Below are 14,964 nucleotides of genomic sequence, written 5' to 3' on the forward strand. Positions count from 1 at the left end.
CCAGCTGCGGACATCCGCAGCTGGGGCCTCGAACGCCACCCCGCACAGACCGACACGGCGACTCCAACGCCAACGGTCACAGCGTGCACGTGAGTCAAAGCGGAAGGATCCGAGACGCGGGCCCGCTCGGGAGCGATCTCGCCGTGACCATGTCGCTGGACTTTTCTCTTCCACAAGCCGACCACGTCTGGAACGCGTGGTGAAAACCGTGGCGCCAATGCCGTCGAGTTAACACGACCGTGTCTCCGCGAAGCCTGGATCGCGGGTCCGAGTGAAGATACACACAGGAGTGCACATGCGAAAAGGTGGCGCATCGTACACGCCACATGAGCGCCCCGGCTTCAGGAGATCATCATGGCCAGCACGACCGCATCCGCCGACTTCGCCGCCTCGCCCGACCGCGTCTGGGGGCTCATCGGCGGCTTCGACTCGCTACCCGACTGGCTGCCTTCCATTACGGGCAGCGAGCTCCTCGAGGGTGGCCGCGTTCGCAGGGTCACCACCAAGGACGGCGGCGTCATCGTCGAGCGCCTCGAACACTTCGACGAGCGGGCCCGCACCTACAGCTACTCCGCCCCGGAGCCGCCCCTTCCGGTACAGGACTACCGCGCCACCATCGTCGTACACGAGGTTCCCGGCGAACCGGAAAGATCCCAGGTGGAATGGTCGGGCAGTTTCACAGCGGCGGGGGTAACCGAAGAGGAGGCGATCGCCATCGTCCACCGCGTCTTGAGCGGCGGCCTCGACGCCCTGCGGCGGACGCTCGGCACTTGACGCCTGCTGGACAGCATCCCCTCGGGATTCTTGATCGACTTCGCGGCGGCGGCTCGCTAAGGTGGGGCGTTCATTCCCATTCCCCCAGGAAGTGTCACGTGTCCGGTCGTTACCGTTTCGGCCGTCCCGCCCTGCTCATCGCGGGCGGGTACATCCTCGCGCTGGCGGTCGCCGCCGTGATCGCGCTGACCACCGGTGGCCTCGGCGCGTTGTGGCGATTGACGCTGTTCGCGGAGATGGGCGAAGGCGTCGCGGTGACGTGGCAGAACGTCCTCATCCTGGTCCTGGTCGGCATGCCGTGGGCCTGGGCGCTGTGGCAGAGCCTGCGCGGGCCGCTGGCCGGGCCACCGCCGGAATTGGACCGGGACACGCGGCGGCTGCGGGTGGGGCTGTACGCCGCGGTGGTGTCCTGGCTGCTCTACGCCGTAATGCCGTTCTGGCCCTGGTGGGCGGTGGCGCTCGACGCCGTGGTGATGGGGGCGGTCGTGATGCTGTTCCACCAAGTGCTGGGACGCAACCTGGCGTATGCCGATCCCGCGCGGACCGCGGGCGTGCTGGCGTACGGAGGCATCGCCGCCATCGAGGTGTTCGACGTCCTCGACTGGCCGTTGCCCGGCGTTCTGATCGCGCTCTGCGGCCTGGCCGGCCTGGTCTGGACGGTGCTGATCCTGCGCGCCCAGTGGCGGGACGGCCGCTGGCAGCGGGCCACCGTCCGGTACGGCATCGCCTCCCTGGTGGTGCCGCTCGTTCTCGGGCTGGTGGGCGGGCTGCTCACTAGCATGGGAAACGTCTACAGCGACGCCAAGGCGGCCGCCGACGTCCTGATGATGATCTGGCTGGCCCGCTCGGCCCACGACCTCGCGGACCCGCACCACGAGCCGGCCCCGTCCGAGCCCCTCCCCGCGCACCCGGCGACACCGTGACGGCCGCAGCCGGGTCCCACCAGACGACCGGGTAGAAGAGGATGACCTCGTCGCCGGCCTGGACCGCAGCGTCTGATTTCCTCGGCAGTCGATGGGGTGAGTTCGGTGATGTGGACCAAGCCTTCGATGCCGTCTGCCACGCGGACGAAGACGCCGAAGGGCACCAGCTTGGTGACCGGACCGTGCAGGATCTGCCCCACGTGAGCGCGGCGCGCGAACTCCTGGAACAGGTCGGGTTGGGTAGCTCGCAGCGATAGGCGGGCTTCGAAATCTTCGACGCCGGACCCGACATCACGAGCAGATCGCATCCGATATAAGCCGCGCCACCATATCGCCCGAAAGGGGGTATCCTTTTGCCCGCTAGTGAGAATAATAATACCATTTGTTCGTATTATGGCGAAATGACGGATATCTGGGACGACGGGAGAGGAGCCACCGAGGAGATCGTGGAGCGGTTCCTAGGTGGGGGGACCACCGGGAACGACGTACGCGCCCAGATCGTGCACTCGTGGCGACGGTGCCAGGCGACGGGGCTCAGCCCCGGCATCGCCCATGCGCCCGTGATCGAGGGCCTGGACTTTGAGTGTGGCCTGGTGCGCGCGGCCCGGCCCGTGTTCGAGGGACTGGGGACCACCATCGCGAACACCCCGGTATGCATGCTTTTGGGCGATGCCAACGGCGCGATGGTCCTGCGCAACGTGGGTGAACCAGCGATGCGCAGGGCGATGGACGAGGTTGGCGCCGCGCCCGGCTTCGGCTTCACCGAGGCGGAAATGGGAAACAACGCCCACGGCTCGGTGCTGGCAGAGCGGCGCACCTGCCAGATCACGGGCAACGAGCACTACGCCGAGGTGCTGCGCAGGTTCACAGCTGTGGGTACCCCGGTACGGGATCCGCTCAGCGGGCGCCTGAACGGCGTCGTCTGCGTCGTCTGCCCGAACGAGTGGGCGAACGTGGAGATGATGACCCTGGCCCGGCGCTCGGCCGCCGCCGTCGAGGAGCAACTGATCGAGATGGCCACCGAGCGCGAGCGTGCGCTGCTGGAGACGTTTCTCCGGTCGCAGGGTGCCAGACGCACGCCGGGCTCCCCGCTCAGGGGCTTGTGCCGCCGCGATCAACTCGCCTTGGAGGACTCCGCCGTGAGCCTGATCGCGGAGGGGCGGACGGCAACGCGGGAGGTCGCCCTTTCCGACGGCCGCATCGCCACGCTGGTGGCACAACCGGTGACCGGCTCCGCGGAGCCTGCCGGCATCGCCGTAAGCGTGTTGTTGCCAGGCCCCTGAAGTCGCAGGACCTACAACGTCTTGACGCTGCAGGCCGCCACGATCATGCCCAGCCTTCTCATGTGCGGTCATCCACGCGTGAGCAATGCGTGATCAGGTGCGGGCGTTGGTGGTCCAGGGAGTTAAACGTGTCCTTCACGCCGGGGCACGCCCCGTATGCGTTCGAGCGCGAGATCGAACTGCGGCAGTGAGCTCGCGCGCAGACTCCACACGCCGATCTCCTGGCTAAGCTGGAGAAATGGAGAGTGAGTACGATCATGTTTTAGAACTGTGTACTCTGAAACGGTTTGATCAGGCTCGCACCCGGCTGAACCACCTGATAGCGGAGCATCCACACGATCCCGGTCCCATCCTTGTCTTGGCCCACGTCCACATCCTTGAGGGCAGTCCTCACGCCGCCCGCGAGGCAATCGACCGGGCGATGATCGTCACCCCGGACCTCCAAGCACGCGAACTCGTCTTAGCCAGCAGGCTGTTCCGTCTCCTCGGTGACGTCACCCAGGCGATCTCCCACGGTCGGCGCGCGGTTGAGATCGATCCCGACCTCTGGATGGCCCACGAAGCATTGGCCGACGCGTACGCCGCAGACCCCAAGCGCAACCTGCTGCTCGAGGCCGACTACCACGCCGCGAAGGCGGCCGAGCTGGCGGCCGGGGAACCGGAAACCCAGCCGACGCCCGAGGAACAGGTGGAGAGGCGTTCCTCCTGGACCTCGATCCGCCCAGGGGTGCTCCTGGTGGTGAGCATCCTCTGCTTGATGTTCGGGGCCACCATCCTGAAATGGCTGGGCCGCAGGATCGAGGACCTGCTGGAAGTCGACCGACCTCAGGACGAGTTCCCCCTGGTGGGAGTCCTGATCGTCCTCGCGGTGGGCGTGGCCGGATGGGGGATCTACCGGGCGATCAGGATCTGGCGCGGCGGCGACAGGATCGGCCCCGCCATCCAGCGTCGGCGGGCCGTGTCCCGCGAACTCCATGTCACACTCCCCGACAAGCTCGCCGTCTCGGCGACGAGTTTCGCGGGCTGGCTCTGCTTCTTGCCGCTCCTCGTCACGGTGTGGCTCGGCATTGCCGTGCTGGATGAAAAAGTACCGCCCAGTCCTGGGGCGGTGGCCGTCGCGGCCGCCGTCGTCGCCGTGCTGAGCCTGCTGCTGTGGCCGGCCCTGCGCTGGTGGCTCGGCCCCGGACAGCCCCGGCGGTTCCTCACCGCCAGCCTGACGCTGTGCATCTACCTGCTGATCACCGGCGGCCTCATGGCGACCTCCATCATCATGGCGGCCGTTCAGGTTACGGATGAACGCGCCTGGATCACGGTCACCGTCCTCCATTTCGCCTGGATGCTGGCGGTCTTTGTGCCGATCATCAAGGTAAGCAACATGGGTCGCATTCCGGGCTAGTGCCGTAATCGGTCGCCTCGAGGATTCTCCAGCCGACCACGATGTCCGGATCAGACCGGCTGACACGTTCGGCTCCGGCCCACTCGGCCAGGTCTTCACAGCACTGGGACTCTCCGCCACGATCTGTTCGACGGAGTCCTGCCTGGCGGAGTCCTTGGGCGGCGATCAGCCAGGTGCGCTCGGCTCCCGCGGTGTCGCGACCACGACCAACCAGTAACCCGCGCAATCCCGTGGTGAGTGGACCTCGTCCCGGCCTCTCCGCCTCCGTTTCCCTGGAGGTGAAGACATACGACCGAAACACGGAGAGGCTTCATGAAGTTCTTACGTGCCGTGATCGCGTTCGCGGTCACGGCGACACTGTTCGTACCGATGAGCCCGGCGCGGGCCGATCTGATCGCGCCGCAGACCCACTCCTGGGGAGCCAACGGGCAGGCCAGCCTGGGTGCCGGTTTCTCCTCTCCCCCGCACGACCCGGTCCAGGTCATCGGGGGTGAGACATACACCAAGGTCGCCACAGGCGTGAACTACACCGTGGCTCTCGACCGAGACGGCCGCGTGTGGCACTGGGGCAAGTTCTTCACGCACACCGCCCCGGGCTCGGTGATCATCTTCACTCCGCAGCGGTTCGGCGAGCTGGACAACGTGGTCGACATCGCGGCCGGGGAGAGCTTCGGCGTGGCGCTGCGGTCCGATGGCACCGTCTGGACCTGGGGGGAGAACGACACGGGTCAGCTCGGCCTCGGAACCAGTTCCCGGCGGATCGCCCCGACTCAGGTGACGAGCCTGCCGCCGATCACCAAGGTGTTCGCCTCCAGCAAGCACGCCTTCGCCATCGACCATGGCGGCCGGACGTGGGCGTGGGGGCGTAACACCAACGGGCAGCTGGGCGACGGCACCACCATCACCCGGTGGTATCCGGTGGCGATCATCCAGGGCGGTATCACCGCCATCGCCGCCGGCGAGTTCCACACGGTGGCCTTGGCCGGCGGCACGGCGGAGCTGTTCTCCTGGGGCCGGAACATCAGCGGCGAGCTGGGTGACGGCACCAAGACGCAGCGGACCCGGCCGGTGAAGGTGCTGGGCAACCTCTACGGTGTGACGGCCATCGCGGCAGGCGGCCAGCACAGTCTGGCGCTGCTGTCCAGCGGCCATGTGATGGGCTGGGGGTCGAACGCGTCCTACCAGCTCAACACGTGGAGCGTCCAGGAGAGCCTGTCCCCCCGCTGGATGTACGAACTCGCCGACGTCGACGCCATCGCGGCATCGACCCAGAGCAGCTTCGCCATCAGGAACGGGAGGATCTACTCCCTGGGCAACGCGACGTACTGCATGCTCGGCTCGTGCGCCATCACGCAGCAGCAGATGTCGCCGTTCCTCGTCCCGGGACTGACCGGCGTGCAGGCGATCTCGGCGTCACCGCTCGGCGTGTTCGTGCTCCGCGACGCGGCGGTCTCCGCCGGAATCGTGGCGGAGCGCACCGACGTACGGCTCAACGATTCGGTGCTGGTCACCAACAACACCGCCGAGGAGCGGACGTTCACGGTGAGCGGACTGCCGGACGGCGTGAAGGCGACGGTCGATCCGGCGGTCGTCCCCTCCAAGGGCGACACGAAGATCACCCTGACCGGTGACAGCCGGACGGAGGGAGCAGTCCCGATCAGAGTGGACGCGTCGGTGGAGAAGGATCCTGACCGGACCGAATCCCTGTCGCTCCTGCTCACCCTGTCCTGACCGACGGTTCCTGGCGCGGCCGCGCCAGGAACCGTCATACGGAGGAGGAAACCGGAGAGGAGTCCGGTTCGCCGCGGTCGATGTGGTCGGCGTGGAAGAGGCCTTCGGCCAGCAGGCGGCGTACGTGCTCGTCGGCGGCGCGGTAGTACACGAAGGTGCCCTCGCGGCGGCCCTTGACCAGCCCGGCCAGGCGGAGTTTGGCCAGGTGCTGGCTGACGGCGGTCGGCGCGGCCCCGGCGAGCTCGGCCAGGCAGGCCACCGATGACTCGCCCTGCAGCAGCGCCCACAAGATCTTGATGCGGGTGGGGTCGGACAGCAGCCGGAACGACTCGGCGGCCAGGTGCACCTGTTCCTCGTTCGGCATCTCGAAGTCGGGTAGCGAGGTGTGCATGCCGCCAGCGTACCTGCGGAGTTCACTGCTTGCATACCTACGTGAGTGCGCAGGTACGATGCAACTGTGGTGACTGAACTGAGAACGCCTCCCGCCCGGCAGGCCACGGCCCCACCCGGGCGCCCCCCATCGTGGTGGCGGTCGGGGGCCGGGTCTCTGCCCGAAGTGCGCTGGGCGATCGCGGCGACCGCGCTGTTCGCCGCGGGCGGTGCCGTCCAGCTGGCCGGCGCCCCCGCCTGGCTGTGGTGGGGGCTCTACCTGGCCTGCTACGCCGCCGGCGGCTGGGAACCCGCCTTGTCCGGGCTGCGCGCGTTGCGCGAGCGGACGCTGGACGTCGACCTGCTCATGATCGTGGCGGCGATCGGCGCCGCCACGATCGGGCAGGTCTTCGACGGCGCCCTCCTCATCGTGATCTTCGCCACCTCCGGCGCGCTGGAGGCCGTGGCCACCAAACGCACCGAGGACTCCGTACGCGGCCTGCTCGACCTGGCCCCCGACCGGGCCACCCGGATAAACGAGGCGGGCGAGGAGGAAGTGGTCGAGGCCGCCACGCTCGCCGTCGGCGAGGTGATCCTGGTACGCCCCGGGGAGCGGATCGGCGCCGACGGCCAGGTGGTCACCGGGACCAGCGACGTCGACCAGGCCTCCATCACCGGCGAGAGCATGCCGGCGGACAAACAGCCCGGCGACGAGGTCTTCGCCGGCACCCTCAACGGCACCGGCGCCCTGCGCGTCCGCGTCACCCGCCCCGCCGCCGAGACGGTGATCGCCCGGATCGTGGCCATGGTCGAACAGGCCAGCGCTACCAAGGCACGCACCCAGCTGTTCATCGAGAAGGTCGAGCAGCGCTACTCGGTGGCCATGGTCGCCGCCACCGTGGCACTGTTCGCCATCCCGCTCGCGCTGGGCCAGGACCTGCAGGACAGCCTGCTGCGCGCGATGACCTTCATGATCGTCGCATCGCCGTGCGCCATCGTGCTGGCCACCATGCCGCCGCTGCTGGCCGCCATCGCCACCGCCGGACGCCACGGCGTCCTGGTCAAGTCCGCCGTCGTGATGGAACACCTCGCCGACGTCACCACCGTGGCCTTCGACAAGACCGGCACCCTCACCGAGGGCCGACCCCACCTGGCCGAGATCCGCCCCCTCCCCGGCCAGGCCACCGAGCGGGACGAGCTGCTCGCGCTGGCCGCCGCCGCCGAGAACGGCTCAGAACACCCCCTGGGCCGGACGATCGTCGCCGCGGCCCGCCAGGCCGGCCTGCCGGTGCCCGCGGCCACCGAGTTCACCGCCCTGCCCGGACGTGGCGTACGCGCCCGCGTCAACGGGCGCCTGGTCGAGGTCGGCAGCCCCGCCCACCTGATCCCCGAGGGAACCGCGGCCCGTGACGTGGTGGCCGAACACGAAGACGGCGGGCACAGCGCCGTGGTGATGCTGCTGGACGGCCACCCCGCCGCGGTGCTGGCCCTGGCCGACCGCGTACGGACCGGCGCGGCCGAGGCCGTGACCCGGCTGACGACCCTGACCGGCACCACGCCGGTGCTCCTGACCGGCGACAACCCACGGGCGGCGAGCAGGCTGGCCGGCCAGGTCGGCATCACCCAGGTGCGCGCCGGCCTGCTGCCCGCCGACAAGGTGAGCGCGGTGCGTGAACTTCAGGACGGCGGCGCCCGGGTGGCGCTGGTGGGCGACGGGGTCAACGACGCCCCCGCCCTGGCCACGGCCCAGGCCGGGATCGCGATGGGCCGCGCCGGTTCCGACCTGGCCCTGGACACCGCCGACGCGGTCATCACGCGCGACGAGCTGGCCACCGTGCCCGCGATGATCGCCCTGGCCCGGCGCGCCCGCCGCCTGGTGATCGCCAACCTCGTCATCGCCGCGACCTTCATCATCGTGCTGGCCGCCTGGGACCTGTTCGGCGAGTTGCCGCTGCCGCTCGGCGTGGCCGGCCACGAGGGCTCCACCGTCATCGTCGGCCTCAACGGCCTGCGCCTGCTCCGCAACGCCACCTGGCGACGCGCCGCTACCCCGACCACAGGAGCGGCCTCACCCTGATCCTCACCAACTGCCCATGCGGGCTTGAACCTTTACTCCGTCGCCTGCACCGCGCCCGGCGCCCGGCGCGTTGCGGGCACATCGACGCGCAGGCCGCCAAGCGCGACATCGAGCAGCAGCGGACCGTCCCCGGGAGCGCCGAGCCGCACCGCGTGCTCCAGTCCGCACACGAGCCGTTGGAGCTGTTCGGTGGTCACATCGGAGCGGACGGCGCCTTCCCGCTGTGCTCGGGTGAGTATCTGGGCATGCGCGGCATCGACCTCGGCCCGCAGCGCACGACTCTCCTCGCCGAGTGTCTCGGGGGCGACGATCAGGGTCTGGAGACCGCCGTCCTGAAGCTGGAGCTCAAGCGCCCCCTCAAGTGAACGCCGCAAGGCCACGTACGGATCGGGCTCTCTTGACGCCGACTCGGCCAGGTCACGCAGGTGACGGAGCGTTTCGATGCTCAGCGCCTCGACGAGCGCCTGCACGGTCGGAAAATGGCGGTACACCGTCCCCACACCGACTCCCGCGGCGCGGGCCACCTCGTTCAGCCGTAGGTCGCCGACCTCCCGTCCCCGGGCGGCCGCCAGGATGCGCTCACGACTGCGCAAGGCGTCGGCGCGAACTGCGGGTGTCATGCCTCCATGTTAACCGAATTGGATGAGTCATCCGTTTTGCTGTACCTTAAAAACGGATAGGTCATCCGGTTTCGATGGGAGACGGCATGCTCTGGGACCCACTCCACCTTCCCGACCTGCAGGGCCGCACGTACGCGGTCACGGGGTCGACCGCAGGCATCGGATACTTCGCCGCCGAGCAGCTGGCCGCCGCCGGCGCACACGTCGTGCTGGTCGCGCGCAACCCGGCCAAGCTGGCGAAGGCACGGGCGTCACTCGCCGCGTACGCCCCGAAGGGCAGCAGCAGCGAGGTTGTCGCAGATCTCGCGGATCTCGCCGCTGTGCGCCGCGGGGCCGAGGAGCTCGCGGCCCTCCCCCGGCTCGACGGCATCCTGCTCAACGGCGGCTCGATGGATCGCCGGAGCACCGCCTCCACGACCGACGGCCATCCCGTGCTTCTCGGCACGCACGTGCTGGCCTCGATGGCGCTCATCGCCGGGGTGCTGCCCGCGCTCGCGACCACCGGCACCCATGCCGTACCCGCCCGTATCGTGCACACCTCGACCGGCTTCGTGCGGATGTTCCCGCAACGGGTGGACGACCTGACGGGCACCTCCCGCGAGTGGGTCTTCACCTATACGAAGGCGAAGACCCTCGTCGAAATCGTCGCGTACGAACTCGACCGCCGACTGCGCGAGAACGGGATGCCGGTGCTCTCGCTGCTGTCGCGACCCGGTGTAGGCGTCGACGGCCGGACGCCGTGCCGCGCCGGGGTCCACGACGAGACCACCGCACAGCGCCGACACTTACTGGCACCGTGGGCACAGGGGAAGGACACCGCCGCGTGGTCCGCTGTGCGGGCGCTCGTCGATCCGGGGGCGCACGGCGGCGACTACTTCACCCCGAGCGGCTCATTTCGCGGCGCGCCGGTGCTGGAGCAGAAGCGAGCGCCCTCGACATCTCTCAGCGCCGCCGAGACGACACGGGTCTGGGATGAGCTCTCCCGGCTCGCCGGTGTTCGCATGCCCGTCTGAGCGATGAGGTCGTCCGCATCACGGTCCTGCCGTTCTGGAGGCCCAAGCGGACACACGTGACTTTTAATCCTTTTTTCAGCTTGCACTTGTACGTTGAAGCGGTGGAACGCGGGCCCGAGAGGGCGGACGCTGATGGATCGCGGCAGGTCAAGGCCGGAGTTCCGGGTCGCCTGCTGATCGGTGGCGGGGTGGGTGCGGTCGCCTTGTTGGTGGTGCTCGCATTCCTGCTCGGCAGGACGACCGGCACGCAGGACGCGCCGTCACGCAGCCCGAGTCCCACCCCGACGGCGACCACCAGTCCCACGGTGTCGGAGATCTTCCAGCAGGTCGGGCCCTCCGTGGTCGTCATACGCACGGACGACGCGATCGGCACGGGCGTGATCGCAGCGGACAACGGGACCATCGTGACCGCGAACCACGTCATCGCCGGCGCCAAGGCCATCAGCGTCACCTTCTCGGACGGCACCAAGGCGCGGGCACGGGTCACATCGGCCGATCCCGGTCAGGACATCGCGCTACTCATGCCGGCGTCCCTGCCCGAGGTCCTCGTTCCAGCGATTCTAGGCGGCGGCGGGGAGGTGGGCGCCCCCGTCGTCGCCATCGGCAATCCGCTGGGGCTGACCTTCAGCGTCTCCTCCGGCGTCATCTCGGGCTTGAACCGGACGTCGGAATCCGACGACGGCGATCTGGAGGGGCTCATCCAGTTCGACGCCTCCGTCAACCCGGGCAGCTCGGGCGGCCCCCTTCTCGACGCGCAAGGGCTCGTCATCGGCATCGTCGTCTCGATCGCCGATCCGGGCAAAGACGAGGCTTTCGCCGGTATCGCCTTCGCGGTGCCCATCGGTACGGCTCTGTCCGGAGGAGACGGCGACGGCGACGGAAACGGACCCCTGATCTGAGCGACGAAGGAATCCCCCGATGACCTCTCCCGCGAAGTCCACCCACCCGCTCGAACGTGCGCTGTTCGAGGTCAAACGTACGATCGTCGGCCAGGATGTGCTGCTGGAACGCATGGCCGTCGCCCTGCTCTCCGGCGGTCATCTGCTCGTCGAAGGCGTGCCCGGCCTGGCCAAGACGCTCGCCGTCAAATCGCTCGCCGCCGCGATAACCGGGCAGTTCCAGCGGATCCAGTTCACTCCCGACCTCGTCCCCGCCGACCTCATCGGCACCCGGATCTACCATCAGCACTCCGGCGAGTTCCGTACCGAGCTGGGGCCGGTCTTCGCGAACCTGCTGCTGGCCGATGAGATCAACCGCGCTCCGGCCAAGGTGCAGAGCGCGCTGCTTGAGGTGATGCAGGAGCACCAGGTCACCATCGGCCGCGAGACGTTCCGGGTGCCCGAGCCGTTCCTGGTCATGGCGACCGAGAACCCGATCGAGTCGGAGGGCACCTATCCGCTGCCCGAGGCGCAGGTGGACCGGTTCATGATGAAGGTCCTCGTCGACTACCCCGGCGGCGCCGAGGAGCACGCGATCGTCGACCGCGCGCTCCGTCCGCCGGAGCCGACGCAGGCGATGCTCACCACCGACGATCTGATCGGGATGCAGGCACGCGTGCGGGAGGTGTACGTCGACCCCTCCATCGTCGACTACGCCGTGCGCCTGGTCACCGTGACCCGCGCCCTGGGCAACGCCGGGCTCGGCCGGCTGGAACGGTACGTCAACTACGGCGCCAGTCCCCGCGCCTCGATCGCGCTCGTGATCGGCGCACGCGCCCTGGCGTTCCTCCGCGGCCGCGGTTACGTGCTCCCCCACGACGTCATCGAACTCGCCCTCGACGTGCTGCGCCATCGGATCGTGCTCTCCTACGAGGCCCTCGCCGACGACGTCGACGCCGACACGATCGTGACGAGCGTGCTCGGGGCCGTACGCGCACCCGATGCCGTCCTCCAGGACCGCTGATCCGATGCGCGCCCCAGAGAAACTCCTGCTCCGCCTGGAATGGCGGGTCGTCCGCCGTCTCGACGGGCGGCTTCAGGGCGGCCACCGTACGGTGCACCGAGGGGCGGGGACCGACTTCGCCGGGCTGCGCGCCTACGTGGAGGGCGACGACGCGCGCCACATCGACTGGAACGTCACCGCCCGGCTGAACGAGCCACACCTCAGGCAGTTCAACGAGGACCGCGAGATGACGGTCTGGCTGGTGCTTGACCGGTCGGCGTCGATGGCGGCGGGGCGGCCGGGACGCGGTAAGCACGAGGTCCTCGCCGAACTCGCGCTCGTCCTCGCCCGGCTGTTCTGCCGCGGCGGGAACCGCGTCGGCGCCCTGCTCTTCGACACGGGCGTGCTGCGGGTCGTGCCACCCGGCACCGAGCGCAGGCACGTGCTGCGCATCGGCGCCGAGCTGGACCGCACAGCCGCTGCGAACAGCGGCCAGACGACCGATCTGGCCGCGATGCTCGACGCGGTCGCGCGCCTCGCCCGCCGCCGCAGCCTGATCGTGGTCGTCTCCGACTTCATCGGCGACGGCGACTGGGAACACTCGCTGCTGCGCCTGGCGCGACGGCACGAGGTCGTCGCCCTCCGCATCGCGGACACCACAGACGACGAACTGCCGGAGGCCGGGCTCATCGTGGTGGAGGACGCGGAGACCGGCGAGCAGCTCATCGTCGATTCCGGCGATCCGCTGTTCCGGGTCCGCTTCCGTGCGGCCGTCGACGCACGCGAGGCCCGGCTGACGGACGGCATGCGCGAGGCAGGGGTGCCGGTCCACCGCATAGACACCGATCGCGATCTCGCCGAGTCGCTCGTCGAGGTCGTCGCCCGGACCCGGGACCGGCGCGCGTGAACCTCTATCTTCTCGCCTTCGGTCTGCTCGTCACCGCCGCGCTCGCCGCCACGGCCGTCGTCTTCGCACGCCGCCGGTCGGCCGCGTGGGCCGCCGCCGGGATCACCGCGCCGAACCGTCGCCGTACGCAGCTGGGCACCGGGTTCACCATCGGCGGCCTCGCGGTTCTCGCGATCGCCGTCGCCGGTCCGACCGCGTCCGTACCCGTGCCACGGGCCTCGGGTACGGTCATTCTGGCCATGGACGTCTCCGCGAGCATGGGCGCCGACGACATCGCTCCCACCCGGCTCGCGGCCGCGCAGCAGGCGGCCCGGTCGTTCATCCAGGCGCAGCCGGGCAGCGTCGACATCGGCGTCGTCGCGTTCGAGCGGGGTGCGCTCACCACCGCGCGGCCGGACGCCGACCACTCCGCCGCCCTGGCGGCGATCGATCGCCTGAAGGTCACCGGCGGCACCTCGCTGGGGAGCGCCATCATCGCCTCACTCTCCGCGATCACCGGCGAGAAGGTCGCCATCGGACGCGACGGCACCGCCCCTGACATCGGGTACTGGCCGTCGGCGACCATCGTGATGTTCTCCGACGGCCAGGACCTGGGCGGGAACCTCGACAGCGCCGTGGCGGTGGCCCAGCAGGCGGGGGTGCGCGTCCACACCGTCGGCATCGGCACCACCGCCGGGACCGCGGTGAAGGTGGACGGATACCGCCTGCGGAGCGCGCTCGACGAGGACGCGCTCAAATCGATCGCGCAGGCCACCCGGGGCACGTACTATCCCGGCTCCGACACTGGCCGGCTCGACGGGATCGCCTCGACGATCGATCTGCGGCTCACCGTCAGCGACGAACCGCTGCCCCTCGCGGGCGCGTTCATCGCAGTCGCCCTCGCCCTGCTCACCGTGGGGTCGGCGCTCACCGTCTTCCGGACCGGGCGGGTGGTCTGAATGTCCTTCACCTGGCCCTGGGCGCTGCTCGCCCTCCTGGCCGCCCCGCTGGTGTTCGCGATCTGGTGGCTGACGCGGCGGCGACGGCGGCGCGCCGCGATCCGGGTCACCTCAGTGGCGCTGGTCCGGGTGGCGCTGCCCGGACGCGTCCGCTGGCGGCGCTGGATCCCGGCGGCGCTGCTCGCGGCAGGGCTCGCCGTGCTCGGTTTTGGCGCCGCGCGTCCGCAGGCGACCGTACCGGTCCCGATGACCTCGGCGACGATCCTGCTCTCCCTCGACATCTCGGGCTCCATGTGCTCCACCGACGTGGACCCGAACCGCATCACCGCCGCCACGGAAGCCGCCGCGGACTTCATCAGGTCCCAGCAAGGCGGACCGCGCATCGGCCTGGTCACCTTCGCGGGCAACGCGGGCCTCCTCGTCCCCCCGACCGATGACACGCAGACGCTGCTCGACGGCCTTGAGGGCCTGGTCACCTCCCGTGGCACCGCGATCGGCCAGGCCATCCTCACCTCGCTCGACGCCATCGCGGAGGTCGATCCCTCGGTCGCCGCGACCGGTGCCGAGCCCGCGGACCGTGGCGAGGGTTATGCGAGCAGCGCGATCGTCGTGCTCACCGACGGCGCCAACACCCAAGGCGTCGACCCGCAGACTGCCGCCCAGGAAGCCGCTCTCCGCCGCGTACGGGTCTTCACCATCGGGTTCGGCACCACCACACCCGCGCCCATGGTGTGCGACAACACGCAGTTCGACGGCGGCTTCGGTTTTCCCGGCCGCGGCGGCTTCGACAGGGGGCGCGGCCGGCTGGCCATCGACGAGGACGCGCTCCAGCAGGTCGCCGACACCACCGGAGGCTCGTACTACCGCGCACAGAACGCCGACCAACTCCAAGAGGCCCTGGCCAAACTCCCAGGCACGTTCACCGTCGTCCACGAGCAGGTCGACATCGCCACCTGGTTCGCCGCCGGCGGCGGCCTCCTCATCGCAACCGCCGTCACCCTCTCACTCTGGTGGAACAACCGGCCCTCCGGGGGAATCAGGAGTCGCTGACC

At 69.6% G+C, this 14,964-nt stretch carries 14 protein-coding genes and 1 pseudogene; 12 read left to right on the forward strand and 3 right to left on the reverse strand.

Features of this window, described 5'->3' with window-relative positions; all coding sequences use genetic code 11:
* The first annotated feature begins 354 nt into the window (after positions 1–354).
* Together KIP79_RS15890 and KIP79_RS15895 are read left to right on the forward strand one after the other, a co-directional pair.
* On the forward strand, positions 355–774 hold the full coding sequence (locus KIP79_RS15890; RefSeq protein WP_214105579.1) for an SRPBCC family protein: 420 nt from the start codon (positions 355–357) through the stop codon (positions 772–774).
* A gap of 98 nt (positions 775–872) precedes the next feature.
* Positions 873–1,697 carry a hypothetical protein gene (locus KIP79_RS15895; protein WP_214105580.1) on the forward strand — a complete coding sequence of 275 codons (825 nt, stop codon included), beginning with the start codon at positions 873–875 and terminating at the stop codon, positions 1,695–1,697.
* Between the two features lie 80 nt (positions 1,698–1,777).
* Here the strand turns inward: KIP79_RS15895 and KIP79_RS15900 are convergent.
* Positions 1,778–1,954: pseudogene (locus KIP79_RS15900) on the reverse strand (S1 RNA-binding domain-containing protein); the annotation flags it as partial.
* Between the two features lie 144 nt (positions 1,955–2,098).
* On the opposite strand from KIP79_RS15900, the gene KIP79_RS15905 reads away from it, so the two are divergent.
* From KIP79_RS15905 to KIP79_RS15915, 3 genes are all read left to right on the forward strand, one after another.
* Positions 2,099–2,980, forward strand: coding sequence for a GAF domain-containing protein (locus KIP79_RS15905; protein ID WP_214105581.1), 882 nt, complete (start codon positions 2,099–2,101; stop codon positions 2,978–2,980).
* A gap of 238 nt (positions 2,981–3,218) precedes the next feature.
* Positions 3,219–4,376, forward strand: coding sequence for a tetratricopeptide repeat protein (locus KIP79_RS15910; protein WP_214105582.1), 1,158 nt, complete (start codon positions 3,219–3,221; stop codon positions 4,374–4,376).
* Between the two features lie 312 nt (positions 4,377–4,688).
* Complete coding sequence (locus KIP79_RS15915; RefSeq protein ID WP_214105583.1) at positions 4,689–6,107, forward strand: RCC1 domain-containing protein; 1,419 nt, start codon at positions 4,689–4,691, stop codon at positions 6,105–6,107.
* A 34-nt stretch (positions 6,108–6,141) separates the two neighbouring features.
* Here the strand turns inward: KIP79_RS15915 and KIP79_RS15920 are convergent, their stop codons facing one another.
* A complete protein-coding gene (locus KIP79_RS15920) occupies positions 6,142–6,498 on the reverse strand; it encodes an ArsR/SmtB family transcription factor (RefSeq protein WP_214105584.1) in 357 nt (118 codons plus the stop codon).
* Positions 6,499–6,564: 66 nt separating this feature from the next.
* On the opposite strand from KIP79_RS15920, the gene KIP79_RS15925 reads away from it, so the two are divergent.
* Complete coding sequence (locus KIP79_RS15925; RefSeq protein ID WP_308169742.1) at positions 6,565–8,553, forward strand: heavy metal translocating P-type ATPase; 1,989 nt, start codon at positions 6,565–6,567, stop codon at positions 8,551–8,553.
* Between the two features lie 32 nt (positions 8,554–8,585).
* Here KIP79_RS15925 and KIP79_RS15930 read toward each other — a convergent pair whose 3' ends face one another.
* Positions 8,586–9,173 (reverse strand): TetR/AcrR family transcriptional regulator, encoded by a 588-nt coding sequence (locus KIP79_RS15930; protein WP_214105585.1) that lies wholly within the window; start codon positions 9,171–9,173, stop codon positions 8,586–8,588.
* A gap of 86 nt (positions 9,174–9,259) precedes the next feature.
* On the opposite strand from KIP79_RS15930, the gene KIP79_RS15935 reads away from it, so the two are divergent.
* The 6 genes from KIP79_RS15935 (at position 9,260) to KIP79_RS15960 (ending at position 14,962) form a co-directional block, all read left to right on the forward strand.
* The gene (locus KIP79_RS15935; protein ID WP_214105586.1) at positions 9,260–10,186 is read left to right on the forward strand and encodes an SDR family NAD(P)-dependent oxidoreductase; all 927 of its coding nucleotides are present in this window, start codon (positions 9,260–9,262) and stop codon (positions 10,184–10,186) included.
* Between the two features lie 101 nt (positions 10,187–10,287).
* Positions 10,288–11,085, forward strand: a complete 798-nt coding sequence (locus tag KIP79_RS15940) for a S1C family serine protease (protein ID WP_214105587.1) — start codon at positions 10,288–10,290, stop codon at positions 11,083–11,085.
* Between the two features lie 19 nt (positions 11,086–11,104).
* A complete protein-coding gene (locus tag KIP79_RS15945; RefSeq protein WP_214105588.1) occupies positions 11,105–12,088 on the forward strand; it encodes an AAA family ATPase in 984 nt (327 codons plus the stop codon).
* Between the two features lie 4 nt (positions 12,089–12,092).
* Positions 12,093–12,974, forward strand: a complete 882-nt coding sequence (locus KIP79_RS15950) for a DUF58 domain-containing protein (RefSeq protein ID WP_214105589.1) — start codon at positions 12,093–12,095, stop codon at positions 12,972–12,974.
* On the forward strand, positions 12,971–13,912 hold the full coding sequence (locus KIP79_RS15955) for a VWA domain-containing protein (RefSeq protein WP_214105590.1): 942 nt from the start codon (positions 12,971–12,973) through the stop codon (positions 13,910–13,912). The genes KIP79_RS15950 and KIP79_RS15955 overlap by 4 nt, the downstream gene beginning before the upstream one ends.
* Positions 13,913–14,962, forward strand: a complete 1,050-nt coding sequence (locus tag KIP79_RS15960; protein ID WP_214105591.1) for a vWA domain-containing protein — start codon at positions 13,913–13,915, stop codon at positions 14,960–14,962.
* Positions 14,963–14,964 lie beyond the last annotated feature (2 nt).

It is taken from the genome of Acrocarpospora catenulata, from assembly GCF_018476525.1.
Taxonomy (GTDB): domain Bacteria; phylum Actinomycetota; class Actinomycetes; order Streptosporangiales; family Streptosporangiaceae; genus Acrocarpospora; species Acrocarpospora catenulata.

Bases quoted from the DNA above. Each gene is read 5' to 3' on its own strand.
- KIP79_RS15920 (WP_214105584.1), bottom strand. From the start codon at position 6,498: ATGCACACCTCGCTACCCGACTTCGAGATGCCGAACGAGGAACAGGTG.
- KIP79_RS15935 (WP_214105586.1), top strand. From the start codon at position 9,260: ATGCTCTGGGACCCACTCCACCTTCCCGACCTGCAGGGCCGCACGTAC.
- KIP79_RS15890 (WP_214105579.1), top strand. From the start codon at position 355: ATGGCCAGCACGACCGCATCCGCCGACTTCGCCGCCTCGCCCGACCGC.
- KIP79_RS15950 (WP_214105589.1), top strand. From the start codon at position 12,093: ATGCGCGCCCCAGAGAAACTCCTGCTCCGCCTGGAATGGCGGGTCGTC.
- KIP79_RS15910 (WP_214105582.1), top strand. From the start codon at position 3,219: ATGGAGAGTGAGTACGATCATGTTTTAGAACTGTGTACTCTGAAACGG.
- KIP79_RS15960 (WP_214105591.1), top strand. From the start codon at position 13,913: ATGTCCTTCACCTGGCCCTGGGCGCTGCTCGCCCTCCTGGCCGCCCCG.
- KIP79_RS15945 (WP_214105588.1), top strand. From the start codon at position 11,105: ATGACCTCTCCCGCGAAGTCCACCCACCCGCTCGAACGTGCGCTGTTC.
- KIP79_RS15930 (WP_214105585.1), bottom strand. From the start codon at position 9,173: ATGACACCCGCAGTTCGCGCCGACGCCTTGCGCAGTCGTGAGCGCATC.
- KIP79_RS15905 (WP_214105581.1), top strand. From the start codon at position 2,099: ATGACGGATATCTGGGACGACGGGAGAGGAGCCACCGAGGAGATCGTG.
- KIP79_RS15915 (WP_214105583.1), top strand. From the start codon at position 4,689: ATGAAGTTCTTACGTGCCGTGATCGCGTTCGCGGTCACGGCGACACTG.